The sequence below is a fragment of the Kitasatospora misakiensis genome, from assembly GCF_042656005.1.
GTDB lineage: Bacteria > Actinomycetota > Actinomycetes > Streptomycetales > Streptomycetaceae > Kitasatospora > Kitasatospora misakiensis.
In genome coordinates, this window is record NZ_JBHSOF010000010.1 from 84,623 (window position 1) to 105,835 (window position 21,213).

The window sequence follows — 21,213 nt, forward strand, 5'->3', positions numbered from 1 at the left end:
GAAGGCCGGGTCCCGCCCCCGAGGGGTGGGACCCGGCCTTCGCGCGTGCTACCAGCCGCCGATGTGGGCGAAGCCCTCCTCGCCGCCGACCACGTCGGTGGAGGTGGCGGCGCCCCAGCCGTGCGCACCGGTGAGGATGTGCGAGGTGTGGGCGATGCCGCCCCACTCGCCGGCCGCGAACACCGGGTGGGCGGAGGCGATGAACTCGGCGCCGCCGGCCAGGCCGACGTGCGCGGACGCCGCCGGGGCGGCGAGGCCGGCCAGTGCCAGCGCGCCGACGGCGGTCAGAGCGATCTTGCCCAGCTTGCTCTTCATGGATCTCTGCCCTCTCTTCCGGAGCGCCCCCTGCGGGCGCTCTGCCTCTGGTGTGTGCTCCGGTCGGTGCCGGGGTCCCGCCCCGGCCCGGGAGCACCCGGGTGCCGTCCAGCACGGCGCCCCGCGCGCCGCGCCGACGGCCCGTCACCGGCCGGACGGCGGCCGTGCGGTGCGGCCGGCCGTCCGGTCCGGTACGCCCGGAGGGCCCGGGGACCAGACGTCCCCGGGCCCTCCGTCGCGCCGTGCGGCCGGATCAGCCGATCAGGTGCGAGACACCCGCGTCGCCCGAGGACTGGGTGTTCTGGCCGACGTTGCAGATCTGCTTCGGGGTGCTGTTGAGGACCGGCACCTCGACCGGGACGGCCACGCCGAGGACGGCGACCGCGATGTTGTGGACCTCCGGCAGGCAGATGTTCGCGTTGTCGAGGGTGTGGAAGTTCGGGCTGTGGTCGCCGTGGGTGCCGGTCTGGTTGGTGCCGCCGTTGCCCTGGACCGAGACGGCCGAGCCGTCCGAGTCGGCGATGGCGGAGGCGGAGCCGGCGGACATCGCGATGGCGGCGGCGGCCAGACCGGCGGCGGCGAAAGACTTCTTGATCATTTCGGTGTTCCTCTCAGGGGTGAATCGGGGAGCGATTCGAAGGGTGGATTCAGGGGGGTGACGCGACTGGGGACGAGCGGGTCAGCCGATCAGGTGGGAGACGCCCGAGTCGCCCTTGGTCTGGGTGCCCTGGCCCTGGGTGCAGTACTGCTTGCCACCGCTGTTGGCGATCGGGACCTCGACCGGGACGGCCACACCGAGAACGCCGACCGCGATGTTGTGGATCTCGGGGAGGCAGACGTTCGCGTTGTCCAGGAAGTGGAAGTTCGGGCTGTGGTCACCGACGGTGCCGGTGAAGTTGGTGCCGCCGTTGCCCTGGAACGACCCGGCGGAGCCGTCCGAGTCACCGATGGCCGAGGCCGGCGCCGCGGCGACGGCCAGCGCGGCGGCGGCCAGGCCGGCGGCCGCGAAGGACTTCTGGATCATGGGGAGATCCCTCTCTGAAAAGCTCTTGGTTTCCGTGCGTACAACGCGTACAACGCTCAGACCCGGTCTGCGGTCACTGACGCTCAGATCAAAGAATGACGGCACGGAAGGTTACGGGGATTTTTGAAAAGAGTCCGGGAGGCTCGGCGGTCGGGTGTTTCTTTTCGGATTATTAGCCCGAACCGGCTAACCGCCGCAATCCGGGATCCGGGTGGGTCGTTGAGCACATTGCTTTCGGCTGCGCCCGCGCAGCCTTCCCATGAGAGATCTCCAGTACGGACAGGCAGAACGGTGAAAAGCATGAGGTTCTCCAAGCGGGCCGGCGCGATGCTGCTGGCGGTCGGTGCGGGCGTGCTCGCCTCCCAGGGGGCGGCGTCCGCCGCCCCGGTCGGTCCCGAGCAGGTGGGGGCGCTGGAGGACAAGCTGGCGACCCAGCAGGTGCCGGTGGACATTCCGGTGGCGCCGCTGGACAGCCGGATCTCGGGCGGCATCCCGACCTCGCTGGTGATGCCGCCGGTGCCCGCCCACACCACCGGCGACGCGCTGATCCCGGAGCGCATCGTGCCCGCCCTGGGTACCGGCAAGGTCGGCCCGACCGCCAAGGCCGAGCTGCCGCTGCCGCTGCTCGACCGGGGCGCCGACCTCGGCGAACTGCTGCTGGACGCCCCGGCCGCGCCGCTGCACGCCGACACCCCCGGGATCGGCCTCGGCAAGCCGCTCTCGCTGGCCCAGGACGGCACCGGCCAGCTCGCCGACGGCCGGGTCAAGATCGACGAGATCGACCCGCGGCTGATCACCGGCGCGGTGCAGGCCGTGCCCGGCGCCAGCGCCACCCTGGGCAACGAGGACGAGCGGATCTCGGTGACCGACTCGGTGGACAACCTGGCGACCACCACGACGGCCACCGCCACCGGGGTCGTCCAGGAGACCGGTCTGGCGGGCCTGGCCCAGCTGTAGGACCGAAGCTGCAGGGCCGGAGTCGTAGGGCCGAAGCTGTAGGGCCGAACGCCGGGAGCCCGGCACCCCGTGTCGCAGGACGGGGTGCCGGGCTCCCGGCGTTCGCGGTGTGGTGCCGCCGCGGCGGCTCAGCCGGGCAGCGCGCCGAGCAGCCCGCCGACCACCGGCAGGTCGCGCGGGCCGCCGCCGGCGCTGAGCGGGCCGGTCAGCAGGTCGGTGCCGACCGGCGCCAGGCCCGAGTTCTCCGGCTGGACGGTCGCGCCGTTGTTCAGCACGTCGGCGGAGGAGTTGGCCCACGGGTCCAGCCGGAGGTCCTTGACCGGCGCGATGCCGTAGCCGAGGCCGGTGGTGGTGCCGCCGAGCGCCTGGGCGACGTCGGTCTTGGTCAGGGCGGCGCCGCCCTCGGCGGGGGCCGCGTGCGCCGCTCCCGCGCCGGCACCGCCGAGCAGCACCGCGGCGCCCAGGGCGGCGGCGAGGCCGGCCCCGCTCTTCTTCGAAACCATGCGCAATCACCTTCGGGGGGAGGAAGTCCCCGGGCGACCGGACCGCGCCCGGGTACGCCGAACCGCCCCCCGGCCGGCGGGCCGGGGGGCAGTGCGGGCGGAACGCGTGCCGATCGGGATCAGCAGTCGTCCATGTCGTGGTGGTGGTGCTCGGCCTCCGCGTTGATGCAGGTGTTGCCGAACGCCGGGTTCAGCAGACCGATCACGTCGATGGAGTTGCCGCACAGGTTCACCGGGATGTGCACCGGGACCTGCAGCTGGTTGCCGGAGACGACACCGGGCGAGCCGGCGGCGACGCCCTCGGCGCCGGAGCTGGCGGAGGCACCGCCCGCCGCGCCCAGCACCAGGCCGGCAGCGGCGGCGGAGAGGACGGCGGCCTTCTTCACGTTCTGCATGGGGGTTGATCTCCTCGATCACACACGGGTTGAGCGGACCGCACCCCGCCGGCGGCGGGGTGCGGCACGGGTACGGGGAAACCGCGGCCGCCGGGTCGGCGGCCACCGGTTCAGCCCTTGTTGATGCAGGTGTTGCCGAACGCCGGGTTCAGGATGCTGATGATCCCGATGGAGTTGCCGCAGACGTTGATCGGGACGTGCACCGGGATCTGGATCTGGTTGCCGGAGAGCACGCCCGGGGAGCCGGCGGCGACACCCTGGGCACCGGAGCTGGCGAACGCGCCGCCGGCCGCACCGACCACCAGGCCGGCGGTCGCGAGGGACAGGGCGGCAGCCTTCTTGAGGTTACGCATGTGGTTCTTCCTCCGATTTCTGCCCGACCGTCTGTGGAATAGTCGGGAGCCGGGCGAGGGGAAATCCTGGCCCGTTGGCGTCTGGGAATGCCGTGATTGTCACTCGGGCGGCCCAGATGGCGCGTGTCGCCCATGGCTCGGGCGATGAGCGGCCGCCGCGGTACCGTGCGTCGCGAACGATTCCCGCACGGCCGGGAAGAATTCGCATCGACGCGCGACCGGGAGGAATTCCGGACGGGCTTGGACCGGCGGCGGATCTCCTCGTCGTAGCGGGGCGGGTGGAGCGTGTTCCGACTGGGAGAACGAGGCGCCGGGCCGGGGGAAACGGTCGGACGCGGCAGTCACCCGAATGCCCGGCCGGTGGGGCCGTTCCTCCGGACGGGTGACAACGGGGGTGCCCTCGCAACCGGGCTGACCGGGCCTCGTTGGAGATGTCGCACTCCCCGTGCATCTCTGTCGAACAGTCAGGAGGCTCCTCATGAGCATCAAGAAGACGGCCGCCGTCGGCGCCGCTGTTGTCGGCATCGTGGCCGCCGGTGCCGGCACCGCGATGGCCAGCTCCGGCGCCGAGGGTGTTGCCGCCGGTTCCCCCGGTGTCATCTCCGGCAACCAGCTGCAGGTTCCGATCCACATCCCGGTCAACCTGTGCGGCAACACCATCAACGTGATCGGTCTGCTGAACCCGGCGTTCGGCAACACCTGCGTCAACCACGGCTGATCGTTCCTCGGTCCGGCCGGTGCGAGCCGCCGCTCCCGCGCTTCCCTCCTGGGGTGCGGAGTGGCGGCTCGCGGCGTTCCCGGGGCCGGACCGATCCGGCCCGGCCCCGGGGGCCGACCGGGCCCGGCACCCGCCACCTGCGCGGATGTTCCGTCCGCGACCCGCCGTCCGGCCACCGGGCGGGCTGCCCGCCCGTGCGGCGGCGGCCGTGTCGTAGGCTCGCCCGGCGTCGCGGTGTCGGTTCGGCGCGCCGGTCACGAGTGGGGCGGGGAGTACCAGAGCTGATGAGCACGGCATCGAGCACCGAGTCGTCGGGGGGTGGCGCGGGCGTGCCCTCGTCGTCCTCCACGCCGTCGTCCTCCACGCCGTCGCCCTCGTCGCCGAGGACGGCCGACGGGGCGGACGGCGCGGAGCGGCCGGCGGCTCCGCGGCCCGGCCCGGGCCGGTTCGGTGCCCTGGTGGACCGCTTCGCACCGGCGCTCGGCGCGTACGCGATGGTCAAGGCGACCGGCCTGACCGTCTTCCTGCTGCTGCTCTCGCACACCGAGGACTTCCTCAAGAAGGACCCGGGGCGCGGCGGCGGCGCCCGGCCCTGGGACGTGCTCGGCACCTGGGACGGCGTCTGGTACCAGCGGATCGCCGAGAACGGCTACGACCCGCAGTTGATCCCGCTGCACGGCTACCCGCTGGCCACCTACTACGAGAACTCGGCGGCGTTCTTCCCGCTCTACCCGTGGCTGATGCGGCTGGTCGGGGCGGTGACCGGGCTCGGCCCGTACGGCTCGGGCATCGTGGTCTCGGTGCTCGCCTCCTTCGTCGCCGCGGCCGGGATCTTCGCGATCGCCGAGCGGCTCGGCGGCTTCCGGGCCGGCGTGATCGCGGCGGTGGTCTGGGGCCTGTTCCCGGGCTCGGGCGTGGAGTGGGCGGTCTACTCCGACTCGCTCTTCGTCGCCCTCTCGGCCTGGGCCTGCTACTGCGTGATGACCCGCCGCTGGCTGACCGCCGGGGTGCTCGCCCTGGTGACCGGGCTCAACCGGCCGACCGCGGCCACGCTGATCGCCGCCGTCTCGATCGCCGCGCTGGTGGCGCTGGTCCGGCGCACCGACGGGGTGGCCCGGCCGCTGACCGCGATGCTGATCACCCCGTGGGGCATGCTCGGCTACATCGCCTGGGTCGGCTGGCGGATGGGCGACTGGACCGGCTACTTCAAGCTCCAGCGCGGGGCCTGGAACCGCTACTTCGACTGGGGCGCGTCCACCGCGCGCAGCACCCTGGACACGATCACCGGGCACTGGACGTTCTGGCAGTCCAACCCGGCGCCGGACCTCATCGCGGTGGCCCTGCTGATCGCCCTGCCGGGACTCCTGGTGCTGCTGCTGCGGCTGCGGCCGCCGCTGGTCCTGGTGGTCTACACGCTGATGACCGTCTTCATGGCGCTGAGCAGCAACCAGATCTACGGCAACATCTCGCGCTACCTGCTGCCGGCCTTCCCGCTCTGCATCGGCCTGGCGGTGGCGCTGCGCCGGCTGCGGCCGAGCACGGTGGCCGGGCTGTTCGCGATGCCGGCGGTGGCGGCCGGCTGGTACGCGGGGTACGCGCTGTTCGAGCTCGGCATCCCGTAGGCCGACCGGGGCCGGTCCCTGGGGGCCGAAGCGGTCCCGCACGGGATCATCCGTCGGCGGACGGTCGTTGCTAACCTCGGAACCATGACGACCAGCCCGCCCGCGCGGCAGATCCGTGACATCTCCGGCCTGCTGGACCACGCCAGCCATGTGCTCGCGACCCGGATGGCGGCCGCCTTCACCGAGCTCGGGATCACCCCGCGCGCGTACTGCGTGCTCTTCCACGCGATGGAGGCCGAGCGCACCCAGATCCAGCTGGCCGAGCTGGCCGACCTGGACAAGACCACCATGGTGGTGACCGTCGACGAGCTGGAGAAGGCCGGGCTGGCCGAGCGCCGGCCGTCCGCCGTCGACCGCCGGGCCCGGATCATCTCGGTCACCGGGGCGGGGGAGCGCGCCGTCGAGCGGGGTACGGCGATCGCCGACCGGGTGCACCGGGAGGTGCTGGAGGCGCTGCCGGACGACGAGCGCACCGCCTTCGTCTCGGCGCTGACCCGCCTGGTGGGCGGCCCGCTGGCCGAACCGGTGGAGAGCGAGCGGACGGTCCGCCGCGCCCGCCGCTCCCGGGGATGATGTCGCTGATGTCACGAAGAGGATCATCCGGCAGGAGATTCTCCGGGAAAAGATAGTCCACAACAAAACCATCTGTTAGCGTCTTACCCGGTACTCGACGACCGGGAGACCCACCATGACCACGCACGCCCCGATGAAGCACGACCCGACCGCGCCGCGACCCGCCTCGGCGGAACCGGCCGGGAGCGCCCCGCCCAGGACCTCCCCGACCCGCTCCCGGGCGCTCGCCCTGGCGGTGCTCTGCGCGGGGATGCTGATGATCGTCCTGGACGGCTCGATCGTCACCGTCGCCCTGCCGGCCATCCAGCGGGACCTCGGGTTCACCTCCGCCGACCTCACCTGGACCGTCAACGCCTACCTGATCGCCTTCGGCGGGCTGCTCCTGCTCGCCGGCCGGCTCGGGGACCTCGTCGGCCGCCGGAAGGTGTTCGTCGCAGGGCTGCTGCTGTTCACCGCGGCCTCGCTGCTCTGCGCGCTCGCCACCGACCAGGGCATGCTGATCGCCGCCCGCTTCCTGCAGGGCGTCGGCGGCGCGCTGGCCTCCTCGGTCAGCCTCGGCATGATCGTCACGCTCTTCCCCGAGCCGGGCGAGCGCGGCCGCGCCATCGGCGCGTTCAGCTTCGTCGGCGCGGCCGGCGCCTCGATCGGCCAGGTGCTCGGCGGCATCCTCACCGAGGCGCTGGACTGGCACTGGATCTTCCTGATCAACCTGCCGCTCGGCCTGGCCGCCGCCCTGCTGGCCCTGCGCGTGCTGGCCCCCGACCGCGGGCCCGGACTGCGGGCCGGCGCCGACGCCCTCGGCGCGGTGCTGATCACGGCGGCGCTGATGCTCGGCATCTTCACCATCGTCGGCACCGCCGAGCACGGCTGGACCTCCGCGCGGACCCTCGGCCTCGGCGCCCTGGCGCTCGTCCTGCTGGCCGGCTTCCTGGCCCGGCAGGCCCGGGCCGCGACACCGCTGCTGCCCCTGCGGATGTTCCGCTCGCGGGCCGTCTCCGTCGCCAACGGGGTGCAGGTGCTGGTCATCTCCGGGATGTTCGGCTTCCAGATCCTGGTGGCCCTCTACCTGCAGAACGTGCGCGGCTACGGCGCCGCCGCCACCGGGCTCGCCATGCTGCCGGCCGCCCTCGCCATCGGCGCCGTCTCGCTGCTGCTCTCCGCCCGGCTGAGCGCCCGGTTCGGCGAGCGGGCCGTGCTGCTGGCCGGCCTCGCCCTGCTGGTCGCCGCGCTCGGCCTGCTGCTCCGGCTGCCGGCCGACGCGGGCTACGCGGTCGACCTGCTGCCGACCATGCTGCTCGTCGGCGGGGGAGGACTGGTGCTCTCCGGCCTCGCCTCGCTGGGCATGTCCGGCGCGGGCGAGGCGGACGCGGGCACCGCCTCCGGGCTCTTCAACACCACCCAGCAGGTCGGCGCGGCGCTCGGGGTGGCCGTGCTCTCCACCCTGGCGACCTCGCACGGCGAGGCCCTGGCCGCCGCCGGCCACCCGGCCGCCGAGGCGCTCACCGGCGGCTTCCGGCTCGCCTTCGCGGTCGCCACCGGGCTGCTGGCGCTGGCCTTCGCCGTCACCGCCCTGGTGCTGCGTCCGGCGCGGTGACGGCCGCCGGGCCGCGGTCGCCCGTCCGCACCCGCCGACGGGCGGCCGTCGGCGGGTGACCGCCCTGGGCCGCCCGCCCCGGGCCCCCGCGCACCCGCGGAACCCGGCGCGGCGAACGGTCGTTTCCGGTCGGCTTGTATGCTCCACCTGGCGCCTGGGGGCACAACCTTGGCCGCCGATCGTTCGATGGCACAGCCGTGAGAGGTGCGGGGATGTCGGGTCGCCGAGACAGGAGTCAGCCCAGCGTGGCCGGACCGCGTTCGGAGGGCTCGACCGGCTCGGCGGGCTCCGGCGGCACCCGGAGCGGCTCCACGGGCAGCCGAGCCGCGAGTGGTGGCTCCGGCGGTGGTTCCGGCGGCGGCACGGCCGGCGCGGGGACGACCGGCGCCACGGGCTCGATCCCGGCCCCCCGGCCCGGCGGCCGCGCCGAGGCCCGGCGGGCGGCCCAGGGCAAGGGCCGCGGCGGACAGGGCGGACAGGGCGGCGACGGCGGGCAGAACGGCTCGGGCCACCGCCGCTCCGGCGGACGCGGCAAGAAGCCCGAACGCAACATCAAGAAGATCGTCGGCTGGACGGCGGTCGGTGCCCTGGTGCTGATAGCCGGGACCGGCGGCGCGATCTACTTCAAGCTCAGCGGCAACATCAAGACCATCGACGCGGACGGCCTCAGCAAGGACCGCCCGCCGGAGGCCACGGCCGACGCCAACGGCAACAAGCCGGTGAACATCCTGCTGATCGGCTCCGACAGCCGGGGCGGCGGCAACTCCGACCTCGGCGGCGGCGACGCCGCGGGCGCCCGTTCGGACACCACGATCCTGTTGCACGTCTACGCCGACCACAAGAACGCCATCGGCGTCTCGATCCCGCGCAACACCCTGGTCACCATCCCGCCCTGCAAGCTCCCCAACGGCAAGTGGACCAAGGAGCAGAAGGGCAAGGACGTCCTGTTCAACGCCGCGTTCACGCAGGGCGAGTCGCCGGACGGCAACGCCGCCTGCACCCAGAACACGCTGGAGAAGCTCACCGGGATACGGGTCGACCACACCCTGGTGGTCGACTTCTCGGGTTTCGCGGCGATGACCAAGGCGGTCGGCGGCGTCGAGGTCTGCCTGCCCAAGCCCATCTTCGAGGGCGACATCAACCCGAACCTCCCCAAGAAGGGCGCGCAGGTCCTCCCCTCCGGACGGCAGAAGGTGGAGGGCCAGAAGGCGCTCGACTACGTCCGGCTGCGGCACGGCATCGGCGACGGCTCCGACATCGGCCGGATGAAGCGTCAGCAGGCCTTCATGAGTTCGATGATCAGCACGGTGAAGAAGAAGGGCCTGGAGCCCACCACCCTGCTGCCGCTGGCCGACGCCGCCACCAAGTCGCTGCGCGTCGACGAGGGGCTCAACTCGGTCGACAAGCTGATGTCCTTCGCCCTGTCGCTGAAGAACATCGACCTCCACGACCTCAAGTTCGTGACCCCGCCGTGGCGTTACAGCGACGCCAACCTCGACCTGGTCAAGCCGGACGTGGACCGGCTCTGGGAGGCCATCAAGGCCGACCGCACGCTCGACGGCAAGGACGCCACCGGCGAGCAGTCCGCCACGCCGCAGGCCCCGGCCGCGCCGGAGCCCGCGCCGACCACCAGCGCGCCCACCGCGCACCTCGCCCCGGCGGCGCCGATCAAGGTCGCGGTCTACAACGGAACGACCGTCAACGGCCTGGGCGCCAAGGCGGGCGACGCGCTCAAGGCGGCGCAGTTCACCGTCACCGGCATCAACCAGGCGAAGTCCACCAACAAGGCCACCACCGCGATCGAGTACGGCGCCGGGCAGAAGGCCAACGCGGAGAAGGTCGCCGAGCTGTTCCCCGGGGCCACCCTCACCGCCACCTCGGCGGCCGGCATCAGCGTCGTCCTCGGCAAGGACTACGCGGACGCCAACGGCGGTGCCGGCGCCTCCGCCCCGGGCGCCTCGGGAGCCCCCGCGGCCCCCGCCCCGCTGCCCAGCTCGGTCACCGAGGAGGCCCGCTCGGCGGACGACGACATCTGCGCCAACACCAGCTACGGCTCGGGCGGCTGAGCCCCCGACGGCTCCCGCGAACACCGACGGGCGGCGCCCCGGCTCCCCGCCGAGGCCCCGCCCGTCTCCGCTCCCGCTCCCCGCTCGTGGCGGGGAGCCGTCGGCTCAGGGCCAGACCAGGCAGTACAGCTGGTGGCCGGCGTCGTGCAGGCGGTTGGCGAAGTCCTGCCACTCGTGCAGCATGCTGTAGATCACGAAGGCGTCGCGCGGGCCCCGGCGGTCGGGGACGGTGGACCAGATGAAGGCGGCGGCGCCCAGCTCGGTCTCGTCGGCCTTCCGGAGCGGCTCGACCACGTTGTGCGGGAGCTGGACGACGGCGTAGTCCGGGTGCAGCACCACCAGTTCCAGCGGCGGCACCTGGTGCAGCGGCACGCCCTGGATGCCGGTGAGAACCATCGCGCTCATGGTCTCCGGTTTGATCTTGGTGGAGAGGTGGCCGTTGGGCGAGCCGCTGGTCTCCATCAGGTCGCCGAGCCGGCCGAGCGAGCCGAGCTCGCCCGCGTCCAGGCCGAGCCCGCCCGGCCCGAGCGCGGTCGGGACCCGGGCCGCGGTCGCCCGGTCGGGTGCGCCGAAGTACTTGTACGTCACCCCCACGCGTCCCTCACCCCGCCTCTCACGGCCACGGCCGCCACGCCCCGTTCCCGCTCCCGTACCCCCGCGTGCGGCCTCGGTGGGCCGGCGGGGGCCACCCGCGGCCTCGTCGTGGCCGTCCTGCGCCTCGGACACTCGGACCATCCTCACCGGAATTCGCCGGAATCGACAGACCCCCGCACGTCCGGTGTCCTCCGGACATGCTCCTTACCCGTCATGCGCCGCCGTACCCAGTCGCGGTACGCGGCAGTCCTCTCCAGACCCCTGCGTCGACCCGGAGTTCCTGCCCGTCCTGATGGCCGGCCGAACCCCGGAGACACTCTGGGTACATAGTCTGACTGGTCCGGGGGGCCGGCGCAGCCAGGGGTCCTGTTGTACGGATAACCGTACAGACTCGGGCGCCCGGATCATCGTTCCAGATGATGAGGTCCGACATGCAGAGGTGAAGGACACGATTTGAGACCATGTCTCCCGTGAGCTACCCCTACGAAGCACCTCAGTCCCAGTCGCTCTTCGATCGTGCCTCGGTCGTCACGCCCGGCGGCGTCAACTCCCCGGTGCGCGCCTTCCGCGCCGTCGGCGGTACGCCGCGCTTCATGGTGTCCGGCACCGGCCCCTACCTGACCGACGCCGACGGCCGCGAGTACGTCGACCTGGTCTGCTCGTGGGGTCCGATGATCCTCGGCCACGCGCACCCCGCCGTCCTCGACGCCGTGCGGACCGCGGTCGCCCGCGGCACCTCCTTCGGCACGCCCGGGCAGGGCGAGGTCGAGCTGGCCGAGGAGATCGTCGCCCGGGTCGCCCCGGTGGAGCAGGTCCGCCTGGTCTCCTCCGGCACCGAGGCCACCATGTCGGCGATCCGGCTGGCCCGCGGCTTCACCGGCCGCGCGAAGGTCGTGAAGTTCGCCGGCTGCTACCACGGTCATGTGGACGCGCTGCTGGCCGCCGCCGGTTCCGGTGTCGCCACCTTCGGCCTGCCGGACACCCCGGGCGTCACCGGCGCCCAGGCCGGCGACACCATCGTGCTGCCGTACAACGACCTCGCCGCGGTCGAGGAGGCCTTCCGGGCCAACCCCGGCGAGATCGCCTGCGTGATCACCGAGGCCTCGCCCGGCAACATGGGCGTCGTCCCGCCGCTGCCCGGCTTCAACGGCGGCCTGGCCCGGCTCTGCCGGGAGAACGGCGCGCTGTTCGTCTCGGACGAGGTGATGACCGGCTTCCGCGTCTCGAAGGCCGGCTGGTACGGCCTGGAGGCGGCGAACGAGGGCTGGGCGCCCGATCTGCTGACCTTCGGCAAGGTCATGGGCGGCGGCTTCCCGGCGGCGGCCTTCGGCGGCCGTGCCGACGTGATGGCCCACCTGGCCCCGGCCGGCCCGGTCTACCAGGCCGGCACCCTGTCCGGGAACCCGATCGCCACCGCGGCCGGGCTGGCCCAGCTGCGGGGCTGCACCGACGAGGTCTACGCGACCGTCGACCGGGTCTCCGCCGAGATCTCCGGCCTGGTCTCCGCGGCGCTGACCAAGGAGGGCGTGACCCACCGGCTGCAGACCGCCGGGAACATGTTCTCGGTGTTCTTCACCGAGGACGCGGTGACCGACTACGCCCAGGCGAAGACCCAGGAGGCGTTCCGCTTCACCGCGTTCTTCCATGCGATGCTCGCCCGGGGCGTCTACCTGCCGCCGTCCGCCTTCGAGTCCTGGTTCGTCTCCGCGGCGCACGACGAGCGGGCGATCGAGCGGATCGCCGCCGCCCTGCCCGCCGCCGCCCGGGCCGCCGCCGAAGCCACGGCCTAGGGTCCTCCCGGACCCCGGCCTTTACGAGCCCCAGGAGTACTGAGAAGTGAGCGCCAAGGACATCACCGTCGTCCACCTGATGCGGCACGGTGAGGTGCACAACCCGGAGGGCGTCCTGTACGGCCGCCTCCCGGGCTACCGGCTGTCCGAGCTGGGCCGCGAGATGGCCGAGCGGGTCGCCGAGGACCTGACCGGGCGGGACATCACCCACGTGGTGGCGTCCCCGCTGGAGCGCGCCCAGGAGACCGCCACGCCGATCGCCGAGGCGCACGGCCTGGAGCTCGCGACGGACGGGCGGCTGATCGAGGCGGAGAACATCTTCGAGGGCAAGACCTTCGGGGTGGGCGACGGCTCGCTGCGCAACCCGTCCTACTGGAGGTACCTCACCAACCCGTTCAAGCCCTCCTGGGGCGAGCCGTACCTGGAGCAGGCGGTGCGGATGATGGGCGCGCTCGCCGCGGCCCGGGACGCCGCGCGCGGGCACGAGGCGGTCTGCGTGAGCCACCAGCTGCCGATCTGGATCGTCCGCTCCTTCGTGGAGCGCCGCCGGCTCTGGCACGACCCGCGCAACCGGCAGTGCTCGCTGGCCTCGCTGACCAGCTTCACCTACGAGGGCGACCGGATCGTCTCGGTCGGCTACCGCGAGCCGGCCCGCGACCTGCTGCCGGCCCACCTGGTCGGCAAGGGCGGCAAGAGCAAGCCGGTGGGCAAGAGCTTCGGCGCCTGACGCCGGCTCCGGGGCCGACACCGGCCCCGGGTACGCCGGGATCCGGGTACGCCGGGATCCGGGTACGCCGAGGAAGCCCGGACGAGCGGAACGGTGCTCATGGTTCCCGATGCGGTGTAAGCGCCGTGTGAGTAAGACCTGGGTCACACTCCCGCGACACCCCGCCGAGCCGTCCCGCCGCAGGTCAGAGGGGGTCCGGCAGACAATGCCGGACCCCCCGGTACCTGCCCGTGACTCCATGCGAAACTTTTCACATGTCTGGCATGACGCGCCCCCGTCCCCGTCTCGCCGCCGCCGCGGTCACCGCCGCCGCTGCCGCGCTGGTCCTCACCGCCTGCAGCTCCTCCGGCTCCTCGGCCAGTGGTGACGGGCAGATCGGTTTCGTCACCGCCAAGGGCACCAACATCTCCACCGCCGCCGCCGGCCACCGCCAGGACGCGCCGGACATCGGCGGCAACACCCTGGAGGGCGCCCCGGCCAAGCTCTCCGACTACCGGGGCAAGGTCGTCGTGGTGAACGTCTGGGGCTCCTGGTGCGGCCCGTGCCGTTCGGAGGCCGACGACCTCCAGCGGATCTGGGAGAAGTACCAGGGCCAGGGCGTGCAGTTCCTCGGGATCAACACCCGGGACCCCGAGATCAGCAACGCCGTCCGCTTCGAGCAGGAGAAGGGCGTCACCTTCCCCAGCATCTACGACCCGGCCGGCGCCCAGCTGCTGAAGTTCCCCAAGGGCAGCCTCAACCCGCAGTCCATCCCGACCACCCTGGTGATCGACCGGGACGGCCGGCTCGCCGCCCGCGCCGTCGGCGGCCAGACCGACGACGCCCTGGAGACGATGCTCCAGCCGGTGCTGGCGGAGCAGCAGCGGTGAGCGCGACGCAGCAGCTCGCCGACAACATCGGGACCATCCAGAGCGGGGCGCTGCTGGTCGCCGCACCGATCGCGCTGGCGGCGGGCCTGGTGTCGTTCTTCTCGCCCTGCGTGCTGCCGCTCGTCCCCGGCTACCTCTCCTACGTGACCGGCTTCTCGGCCGCCGACCTCGCCGACGCGCGCGGGGCCCGGCGCGGCCGGATGCTGGCCGGCGCGGGGCTGTTCATCCTCGGCTTCACCGCCGTCTTCGTCTCCGGCGGCGCGCTGTTCGGCCAGTTCGGCGACACGCTCAGGGAGCACCAGGCGGTCATCAGCAAGGTGCTCGGGGCGGTCACCATCGTGATGGGCCTCGCCTTCATGGGGCTGGTGCCCGGTCTGAGCATGCGCGAGGTCCGCTCCCACCGCCGCCCGGTGGTCGGGCTGGTCGGCGCACCGCTGCTCGGCGTGGTCTTCGGCGTCGGCTGGACGCCGTGCATGGGGCCGACCCTGGCCGCCGTCACCAACCTCGCGCTCAACCAGGCCGACGCCCAGCGCGGTGCGCTGCTGATGTTCTTCTACTGCCTGGGCCTCGGCGTACCGTTCATCGTGGCCGCCGTGGCCTTCCGGCGGGCGCTGGGCGCCTTCGGCTGGGTCAAGCGGCACTATCCGCTCGTCATGCGGATCGGCGGCGGCATGCTCGTCGTGGTCGGTCTGCTGCTGGTCACCGGGGTCTGGGACTCGATGGTGAGTGACCTGCAGAACCAGTTCGCCGACTTCCAGATCGGAATCTGACCCGTGACCAAGACCACGACCGACCGCGAGCAGCACACGGCCGCCGCGGCGCAGGGCGCGGCCGAGGACGCGGCCGAGCGGCTGAGCACCGCGCCGGCCGAGTCCGACGGCCCCACCGGCATCGGCGTGCTCGGGTGGCTGCGCTGGATGTGGCGCCAGCTGACCTCGATGCGGGTCGCGCTGATCCTGCTGTTCCTGCTCTCGCTGGCCGCCATCCCCGGCTCGCTGATCCCGCAGAACGGCCAGAACCAGTTCAAGGTCGAGACCTGGAAGGCGCAGCACGGCACGGTCGCGCCGATCTACCAGAAGCTCCAGCTGTTCGACGTCTACAGCTCGGTCTGGTTCTCGGCGATCTACATCCTGCTGTTCGTCTCGCTGGCCGGCTGCATCGTCCCGCGGACCTGGCAGTTCGTCGGCGTGCTGCGCTCCCGGCCGCCGGCGGCGCCGCGCAACCTGACCCGGATGCCGGTGTACGCGGCCTGGCGGACGGACGCGGACCCCGCGGCCGTCAACGCCGCCGCCCACCGGCTGCTGCGCGGGCGGCGCTTCCGGGCGCACCTGGACGGCGGCGCGGTGGCGGCCGAGAAGGGCTACCTGCGCGAGGTCGGCAACCTGGTCTTCCACCTGTCGCTGTTCGCGCTGCTCGGCGGCTTCGCCTGGGCGAGCCTGGCCAGCGGCACCGGCGGCAAGCTGCTGGTCGAGGGCGAGGGCTACTCCAACACCATCACCCAGCTGGACGACTTCACCGGCACGCGCTTCTACGGCTCCGACGACCTCGACCCCTTCTACGTGAAGCTGGACACGTTCACCTCGAAGTTCCAGAACAACGGCTCGCAGATCGGCAGCGCGCGGGAGTTCACCGCGAACGTCGAGTACTACGCGGGCTCCGACCCGGCGAAGCTCAAGCGGGGGAAGATCGAGGTCAACCACCCGCTGGAGATCGGCGGCAGCAAGTTCTTCCTGATCGGGCACGGCTACGCCCCGGTGGTCACGGTGCGCAACGCCGCCGGTGAGATCGTCTACACCGGCGCGACCCCGTTCCTGCCGCAGGACGGCAACCTGACCTCCACCGGCGTCATCAAGGTCTCCGACTACGGCGACAAGGACGGCCAGAAGACCCAGCTGGGCCTGTCCGGCTTCTTCCTGCCGACCGCCCCGGTGGCCTTCGACCGGAACACCGGCCCGCGCTCGCTGTTCCCCGGGGACGCGGACCCGGCGCTGGTGCTCAACGCCTACGCGGGCGACCTGGGCACCGACTCGGGCCTGCCGCAGAACATCTACCAGCTCAACACGAAGAACCTGACCCAGCTCCAGCAGGACGGCGAGCCGGCCAAGGCCCGCCTGAAGCCGGGCCAGGCCTGGAGCCTGCCGGACAACTACGGCAGCGTCACCTTCGAGGGCTACCGGCAGTGGGCCAGCTTCAACGTCTCGCACCGCCCGGGCAACGGGATCGCCCTGACCGGCGCGGTGCTGGCGATCGCCGGTCTGATCGGCTCGCTGTTCATCCAGCGGCGCCGGATCTGGGTGCGGGCGGTGGCCCTGCCGGACGGCGGGACCCTGGTCGAGCTGGCCGGTCTCGGCCGCAGCGAGTCGGCGAAGATCGCCGAGGAGCTGGCCGCGCTCGCGGTGGACCTCCAGGACGACGCCCCCGCGCTGGACGACGCCCCCGCGCTCGACGACGCCCCCGCTCTTGACGACGACACCACCGAGGCCGACGAGGCCTCAGCACCCGCAGAATCCGCAGTCCCCGCCGCCCAGAACTCCAAGGAGTAGACGGTGCACCTCGCCTCGTCGGTCGACCCGCAGCTGGCCGACCTGTCCAACAAGCTGATCTATTCGGCGATGGCGGTCTATCTGATCGCCATGTTCGCCTACATGTTCGAGTGGACCTTCGGCGCCAAGGGCGCCGTCGCCGTCCGCTCCACCGAGCAGGCCGGACTGGCCGGGACCGTGGCCGAGGCGGAGGCCAGGGCCAAGGGCGCCAAGAAGGTCACCGTCACGGTCGCCTCGGCGCGCGGCGGCACCACCACGCTCACCCGCACGGCGCTGGCCGGCGAGGGCGCGACGGTGGTCACCAGCGGACGCGGCGACGAGGACGTGGACGGTCCCGGCGCGGCCGGCACCAGCGAGAAGGCCGACCTGTCCGGCCGGATCGCGGTCTCGCTCACCGTGCTCGCCGCCCTGCTGCACGCGGCGGCCGTGCTCACCCGCGGCCTCTCGGTCTCCCGCTGGCCGTGGGGCAACATGTACGAGTTCTCCTGCGCCTTCGCGCTCGCCATGACGGTCGCCTTCCTCGGCCTGCTGGTCGCGAAGAAGCCGGTCCGCTGGCTCGGCCTGCCGGTCACCCTGGCGGTGCTGCTCACCCTGGGCGTCGCCGTCTCGGTGCTCTACACCGACTCCGAGCAGCTCGTCCCGGCGCTGCACTCGTACTGGCTGGCGATCCACGTCTCCACCGCGATCATCTGCGGCGGCGCCTTCTACGCGGCGTTCATCACGACCCTGCTGTACCTGGGCAAGGACTCCTTCGACCAGCGGATGGCGGCCGGCCTGGCCAAGGGCCCGCTCGGCACCTCGCCGTCGATCTGGCGCCGGCTGCCCGCGGCCGCGACCCTGGACAAGCTGTCCTACCGGATCAACGCCCTGGTCTTCCCGCTCTGGACCTTCACCATCATCGCCGGCGCGATCTGGGCCGAGGCCGCCTGGGGCAAGTACTGGGAGTGGGACCCGAAGGAGACCTGGTCGTTCATCACCTGGGTCGGCTACGCGTGCTACCTGCACGCCCGCGCCACGGCCGGCTGGAAGGGGCGCAAGGCCGCGTACCTGGCCCTCGCCGCCTTCGCCTGCTGGCTGTTCAACTACTACGGCGTGAACATCTTCGTCACCGGCAAGCACTCCTACGCGGGGATCTGACCGGAACGGCATCCACCCACCGGCCCGGCGCTCCAGACGAGGAAGCCGGGCCGAGGTGCGACAGGGGTGGGTAAGAGCGTGCCGGCCGCCCGGTCCGGCACGGGGAGGAACCGAGGAGGAAATCGCGCGATGGAGTGCGACGAGGTCATGCTGACCGTCCGAATCACCGCCGCCGAGCACCTGCTGCTCCGCCGGCTCGCCCAGGGGCACCGCAGCGACGTCTCCGAGGTGGTGGCCGACGGGCTGCTGGACGTCATCCCGACGTTCGCCTCACCGGCCGACGCCCACCGGCTGCTGGCCGCCCTGGCGGCCCCCGCGCCGTGCGCGCTGACCGTCTGGCTGCCGACGCCGCTGGCCGATCTGCTCGTCCCGGGCGCGGCCCGGATCGCCCAGGTGACCCACGTGCGGATCGGCTCGGCCAGCGCGATGCTGGGCGCCGCGCTGCGGCTCTGGCTGGCCCAGGACCCGGGGCGGCTGGCGGAGAACCTCAGCGTGATGCACGCCGGGCGGCCGTCGTCCGCGCTGGTGGCGGCCTGACCCGGCGGGGGTACGGGGGTGCCGGGCGCGCGGCGTGCTCAGCTGGCGAGCGGCAGGCCGCGTCTGGTGGGGGCCGGAGCGGCCGCGGACGGGCCGCCGTCGGCCGGCGCGCCGTCCGCCGGAGCGCCGATCAGCCGGACCTCGGCCACCGTCCGGCCGTCCTGCACCAGTACGACCCGGACGGGCGCCCGCCGGCCGCCGCCGCCGTCCTGCCCGGTGTCCGGACCGACCTCCCGGACGGCCCGCACCACGCAGGGGCGGTCCGGCGCGATCGGATCGTGGAAGGACGTCACCACGTCCACCGGCACGACCCGGTCCGGGTGGTGCAGGCGCTGGGCGGCCTGCCGGGCGGCCTCCAGGACCAGCATCCCGGGCAGGTGGCCGGGCGCCGGGTCCATCGGGTCGAACAGCGCGGGGTGGCCGGCGTCCGCGCGCAGCAGCCAGCTGTCGGGCATCAGCGCGGGGCCGAGCACGACGTCGGAGGCCTGCTGACGGCCCACCAGTTCCGGCGCGACGACCTGCTCCGGGAGCCGGGGCGGCGGGGCGGCCGGGCGGCCGGGGCCGCGCAGCCGGTCGTACGCGGCGGGGGAGAGGATCCGCAGGCCCCCGACGCCGCGGCCGACCGGCCGGCCGTCGCGTTCGATCTCGGCCTGCACCCGCAGCGCGACCAGCCGGCCGTGCCGCATCCGGACGTCGTGGCAGGTGACCCGGAGCATCAGCTCGGTGGGGGCGGCGCGGACCGCGAGACCGTCGAGGCCGGCCGGGCCGAGCGTGTAGCCGAGTTCGTCGAGCACGGCGTGGTGGTCGTGCGGGACGCCGAAACCGGCGTGGCCGACGAGCAGCGCGGCCTGCCGGAGCGTCTCGGCCATCAGCACCGGGTCGTGGTGGCGGTCCCCGGGCAGCCGGTAGAAGCCGTGCACCCGCGGCCACTGGGCGCCGAGCAGGAAGTCGTACGGGCCGGTGGACTGCCAGCCGGTGATGAGCACCTCGGCGACCGAGGAGCGGTGGACCAACTGGCGGGAGACGGTCCGTTCGTGGAAGTCGTAGCGGTGCGGGCCCGGGTGGCCGGGACCGGTGTGGGGAAACGGAGCGTCGCCGTCGATCGCGGTGAACACTGGCATGACTGGCCCCACTCCCGGGTGTCGGTCGGCCGGCCGTACGGGCGGCCCTCGCCAAAACATACAGGCCACCCGGTTTCTGCTCCCCCTGCGGGGTGGCTCCTGGCGTGCACCCGGCGGGTTCACCGTACCCGCGCGCCTGCCTGCGGTAACGCCCGGGCGGCCCGCTCCGGACCTTGGGCGGGGGCCGGTCCCCCCTGGACGACGGGGGCCGGGCAGGGGCTAGATTAGATACCAACCATGCGGTTTCGGGCGGGCGCGACGCGCCACCGACGGCCCGCAGACGGGGCGCCGCGGCATCGACGACGGCGCCGTGACAGCAACCGGGCGAGCCGGAGCTCGCCGCGGCCGGGGGCCGGAGGGGCCGAGTGGCTAAGCAGGAACGGGCGGGGCGAACCAGGCAGGCCGTGCTGCTCGCAGCGGCGGACACCTTCGCCGACGCGGGTTTCGAGTCGGCCAGCCTGGTCGACATCAGCCGCCGGGCGGGCGTCAGCAAGGGCGCGCTCTACTTCCACTTCGTCTCCAAGCAGGCGCTCGCCGACGGGGTCCGCGCCGCGGCCGCCGACACCATCGGCCTGGCCGTGCTCCACGCGCTGCGCGGCCGCGGGCCGGCCGTCCAGCAACTCCTCGACCTCACCCACGAACTGGCCCGGCTGCTGCGCGAGGACGTGGTCGTCCGGGCGGGCGTGCTGCTCGGCCTCGGCGGCCGTCCCGCGGGCTGCGGGGTGGGCGCGGTGGTGTCCCCGGCCGGCTCGCCGCCGGAACCCTCGGCGGACGCCTGGTGGAGCCTGACCGCGGTCTTCCGCACCCTGCTCGACCGGGCCGGCGTGGCCGGCGAGCTGCGCCCCGGGCTGGACCGGGCCCAGGCGGCCGGGCTGCTCACCACCCTGGCGGCCGGCCTGGTCCTGTTCGCCGCCGAGTCCACCGGCCGGCTGGCCGAGGAGGCCGTCACCGGCCTCTGGTCGGCCGCCCTGCCGTCGCTCGTCCCCGCCGAGCGGCTGGCGGAGTACCGGGTCTGAAGACGGACCCCAGGACCTCAGGCCCGGTCGACGGTGTTCAGCCGGGCGAGGGTGCGCGGCTCGACCAGGCCGGGCAGCAGCAGCGCCCAGAGGTCGGCCATCCGCTCCAGCAGGTCCTTGCGGTCGGTCAGCACCTGCGAGCTGAGCTGGATGCCGGTCACCGCGCCGGTGATCACCCCCGCGGCGGCCGCCGGCCGCACCCCCGGCTGGAGCTCGCCGGCGTCCCTGGCCCGCTCCAGCAGTTCGCGCGCCGCGTCCGTCCAGCCCTGGTACGCGCCGATCTGCGGCTGGGTGAAGGTGCCGTGCTCGACGGTCAGCCGGATCGCGCCGCGCAGCAGCGGGTCGTCCAGCAGCGCGTGGGCGAAGGCGTAGCCGAGGTCGATGAGGGTCTGCACCGGACTGTCGGAGGCGGGCTGCCAGGTGGCCAGCCAGGAGCCCTGGCCCTCGATCACGGCGAGCGCCAGCTCCTCCTTGGAGGGGAAGTGGAAGTAGAGCGCGCCCTTGGTGACCCCGGCCCGGTCCAGGATCTCGGCCATCGTGGCGCCCGCGTAGCCGCGCTCGTCGAACACCTCGGCCGCGGCGCGCAGCACCGTCTGGCGGGTCGCCAGCGCCCGGGCCTGCCTGGCCATCGCAGTCTCCCTGGTCGGTTCCGGTCGTCAGCTGCTGGATCCTACGGGGGCGGGCCGGGCGACGGTCCGCGTACCGCCCGGTAGCGACCCTTTCGAGCCGTTTCGGGCACCGGTGCGTGTCCCGCGCGCC

23 protein-coding genes are annotated in these 21,213 nt (G+C 73.2%); 14 read left to right on the top strand and 9 right to left on the bottom strand.

Features of this window, described 5'->3' with window-relative positions:
- Positions 1-48: 48 nt before the first annotated feature.
- The 3 genes from ACFP3U_RS10915 to ACFP3U_RS10925 all read right to left on the bottom strand — a co-directional run bounded on the left by ACFP3U_RS10915 (position 49) and on the right by ACFP3U_RS10925 (position 1,339).
- Complete coding sequence (locus tag ACFP3U_RS10915; RefSeq protein WP_380225147.1) at positions 49-315, bottom strand: hypothetical protein; 267 nt, start codon at positions 313-315, stop codon at positions 49-51.
- A gap of 253 nt (positions 316-568) precedes the next feature.
- Entirely contained in the window at positions 569-913 is a 345-nt protein-coding gene (locus tag ACFP3U_RS10920; protein ID WP_380225148.1) for a rodlet layer protein, read from the bottom strand.
- Between the two features lie 81 nt (positions 914-994).
- Complete coding sequence (locus ACFP3U_RS10925; protein WP_030304790.1) at positions 995-1,339, bottom strand: hypothetical protein; 345 nt, start codon at positions 1,337-1,339, stop codon at positions 995-997.
- A 300-nt stretch (positions 1,340-1,639) separates the two neighbouring features.
- On the opposite strand from ACFP3U_RS10925, the gene ACFP3U_RS10930 reads away from it, so the two are divergent.
- On the top strand, positions 1,640-2,296 hold the full coding sequence (locus ACFP3U_RS10930) for a hypothetical protein (RefSeq protein WP_380225149.1): 657 nt from the start codon (positions 1,640-1,642) through the stop codon (positions 2,294-2,296).
- Positions 2,297-2,424: 128 nt separating this feature from the next.
- On the opposite strand, the gene ACFP3U_RS10935 is transcribed toward ACFP3U_RS10930, so the two are convergent.
- The 3 genes from ACFP3U_RS10935 to ACFP3U_RS10945 form a co-directional block, all read right to left on the bottom strand.
- Entirely contained in the window at positions 2,425-2,799 is a 375-nt protein-coding gene (locus ACFP3U_RS10935; protein WP_380225151.1) for a hypothetical protein, read from the bottom strand.
- Positions 2,800-2,918: 119 nt separating this feature from the next.
- Complete coding sequence (locus tag ACFP3U_RS10940; protein WP_380225152.1) at positions 2,919-3,194, bottom strand: chaplin; 276 nt, start codon at positions 3,192-3,194, stop codon at positions 2,919-2,921.
- Between the two features lie 110 nt (positions 3,195-3,304).
- Entirely contained in the window at positions 3,305-3,547 is a 243-nt protein-coding gene (locus tag ACFP3U_RS10945) for a chaplin (protein ID WP_380225153.1), read from the bottom strand.
- 478 nt (positions 3,548-4,025) lie between these two features.
- Between ACFP3U_RS10945 and ACFP3U_RS10950 the strand changes: the two genes are divergently transcribed.
- From ACFP3U_RS10950 to ACFP3U_RS10970, 5 genes are all read left to right on the top strand, one after another.
- On the top strand, positions 4,026-4,265 hold the full coding sequence (locus tag ACFP3U_RS10950) for a chaplin (RefSeq protein WP_380225154.1): 240 nt from the start codon (positions 4,026-4,028) through the stop codon (positions 4,263-4,265).
- Positions 4,266-4,723: 458 nt separating this feature from the next.
- Complete coding sequence (locus ACFP3U_RS10955; protein WP_380225155.1) at positions 4,724-5,887, top strand: hypothetical protein; 1,164 nt, start codon at positions 4,724-4,726, stop codon at positions 5,885-5,887.
- 84 nt (positions 5,888-5,971) lie between these two features.
- Positions 5,972-6,460: a MarR family winged helix-turn-helix transcriptional regulator gene (locus ACFP3U_RS10960; RefSeq protein WP_380225156.1), complete on the top strand. Its 489-nt coding sequence runs from the start codon at positions 5,972-5,974 to the stop codon at positions 6,458-6,460.
- Between the two features lie 115 nt (positions 6,461-6,575).
- The gene (locus ACFP3U_RS10965; protein ID WP_380225157.1) at positions 6,576-8,054 is read left to right on the top strand and encodes an MFS transporter; all 1,479 of its coding nucleotides are present in this window, start codon (positions 6,576-6,578) and stop codon (positions 8,052-8,054) included.
- Positions 8,055-8,299: 245 nt separating this feature from the next.
- A complete protein-coding gene (locus ACFP3U_RS10970; RefSeq protein ID WP_380225158.1) occupies positions 8,300-10,120 on the top strand; it encodes an LCP family protein in 1,821 nt (606 codons plus the stop codon).
- 105 nt (positions 10,121-10,225) lie between these two features.
- On the opposite strand, the gene ACFP3U_RS10975 is transcribed toward ACFP3U_RS10970, so the two are convergent.
- The gene (locus ACFP3U_RS10975) at positions 10,226-10,855 is read right to left on the bottom strand and encodes a hypothetical protein (RefSeq protein WP_380225159.1); all 630 of its coding nucleotides are present in this window, start codon (positions 10,853-10,855) and stop codon (positions 10,226-10,228) included.
- A gap of 320 nt (positions 10,856-11,175) precedes the next feature.
- On the opposite strand from ACFP3U_RS10975, the gene hemL reads away from it, so the two are divergent.
- The 7 genes from hemL (at position 11,176) to ACFP3U_RS11010 (ending at position 18,317) form a co-directional block, all read left to right on the top strand.
- Positions 11,176-12,504: a glutamate-1-semialdehyde 2,1-aminomutase gene (gene hemL / locus ACFP3U_RS10980; protein WP_380225160.1), complete on the top strand. Its 1,329-nt coding sequence runs from the start codon at positions 11,176-11,178 to the stop codon at positions 12,502-12,504.
- 79 nt (positions 12,505-12,583) lie between these two features.
- Positions 12,584-13,231 (top strand): histidine phosphatase family protein, encoded by a 648-nt coding sequence (locus ACFP3U_RS10985; RefSeq protein ID WP_380225235.1) that lies wholly within the window; start codon positions 12,584-12,586, stop codon positions 13,229-13,231.
- A gap of 263 nt (positions 13,232-13,494) precedes the next feature.
- A complete protein-coding gene (locus ACFP3U_RS10990; RefSeq protein WP_380225161.1) occupies positions 13,495-14,100 on the top strand; it encodes a TlpA family protein disulfide reductase in 606 nt (201 codons plus the stop codon).
- The gene (locus ACFP3U_RS10995; protein ID WP_380225163.1) at positions 14,097-14,870 is read left to right on the top strand and encodes a cytochrome c biogenesis CcdA family protein; all 774 of its coding nucleotides are present in this window, start codon (positions 14,097-14,099) and stop codon (positions 14,868-14,870) included. Before ACFP3U_RS10990 ends, ACFP3U_RS10995 begins: the two co-directional genes overlap by 4 nt.
- A 3-nt stretch (positions 14,871-14,873) precedes the next feature.
- Positions 14,874-16,643 (top strand): cytochrome c biogenesis protein ResB, encoded by a 1,770-nt coding sequence (gene resB, locus ACFP3U_RS11000; RefSeq protein ID WP_380225164.1) that lies wholly within the window; start codon positions 14,874-14,876, stop codon positions 16,641-16,643.
- 3 nt (positions 16,644-16,646) lie between these two features.
- Positions 16,647-17,780, top strand: a complete 1,134-nt coding sequence (gene ccsB, locus ACFP3U_RS11005) for a c-type cytochrome biogenesis protein CcsB (protein ID WP_380225165.1) — start codon at positions 16,647-16,649, stop codon at positions 17,778-17,780.
- Between the two features lie 129 nt (positions 17,781-17,909).
- Positions 17,910-18,317 (top strand): hypothetical protein, encoded by a 408-nt coding sequence (locus tag ACFP3U_RS11010; protein ID WP_380225166.1) that lies wholly within the window; start codon positions 17,910-17,912, stop codon positions 18,315-18,317.
- Positions 18,318-18,355: 38 nt separating this feature from the next.
- On the opposite strand, the gene ACFP3U_RS11015 is transcribed toward ACFP3U_RS11010, so the two are convergent.
- Positions 18,356-19,438 carry a ScbA/BarX family gamma-butyrolactone biosynthesis protein gene (locus ACFP3U_RS11015; RefSeq protein WP_380225167.1) on the bottom strand — a complete coding sequence of 361 codons (1,083 nt, stop codon included), beginning with the start codon at positions 19,436-19,438 and terminating at the stop codon, positions 18,356-18,358.
- 365 nt (positions 19,439-19,803) lie between these two features.
- Between ACFP3U_RS11015 and ACFP3U_RS11020 the strand changes: the two genes are divergently transcribed.
- Entirely contained in the window at positions 19,804-20,454 is a 651-nt protein-coding gene (locus tag ACFP3U_RS11020; RefSeq protein WP_380225168.1) for a ScbR family autoregulator-binding transcription factor, read from the top strand.
- A gap of 17 nt (positions 20,455-20,471) precedes the next feature.
- Here ACFP3U_RS11020 and ACFP3U_RS11025 read toward each other — a convergent pair whose 3' ends face one another.
- Positions 20,472-21,083: a ScbR family autoregulator-binding transcription factor gene (locus ACFP3U_RS11025; protein WP_380225170.1), complete on the bottom strand. Its 612-nt coding sequence runs from the start codon at positions 21,081-21,083 to the stop codon at positions 20,472-20,474.
- Positions 21,084-21,213 lie beyond the last annotated feature (130 nt).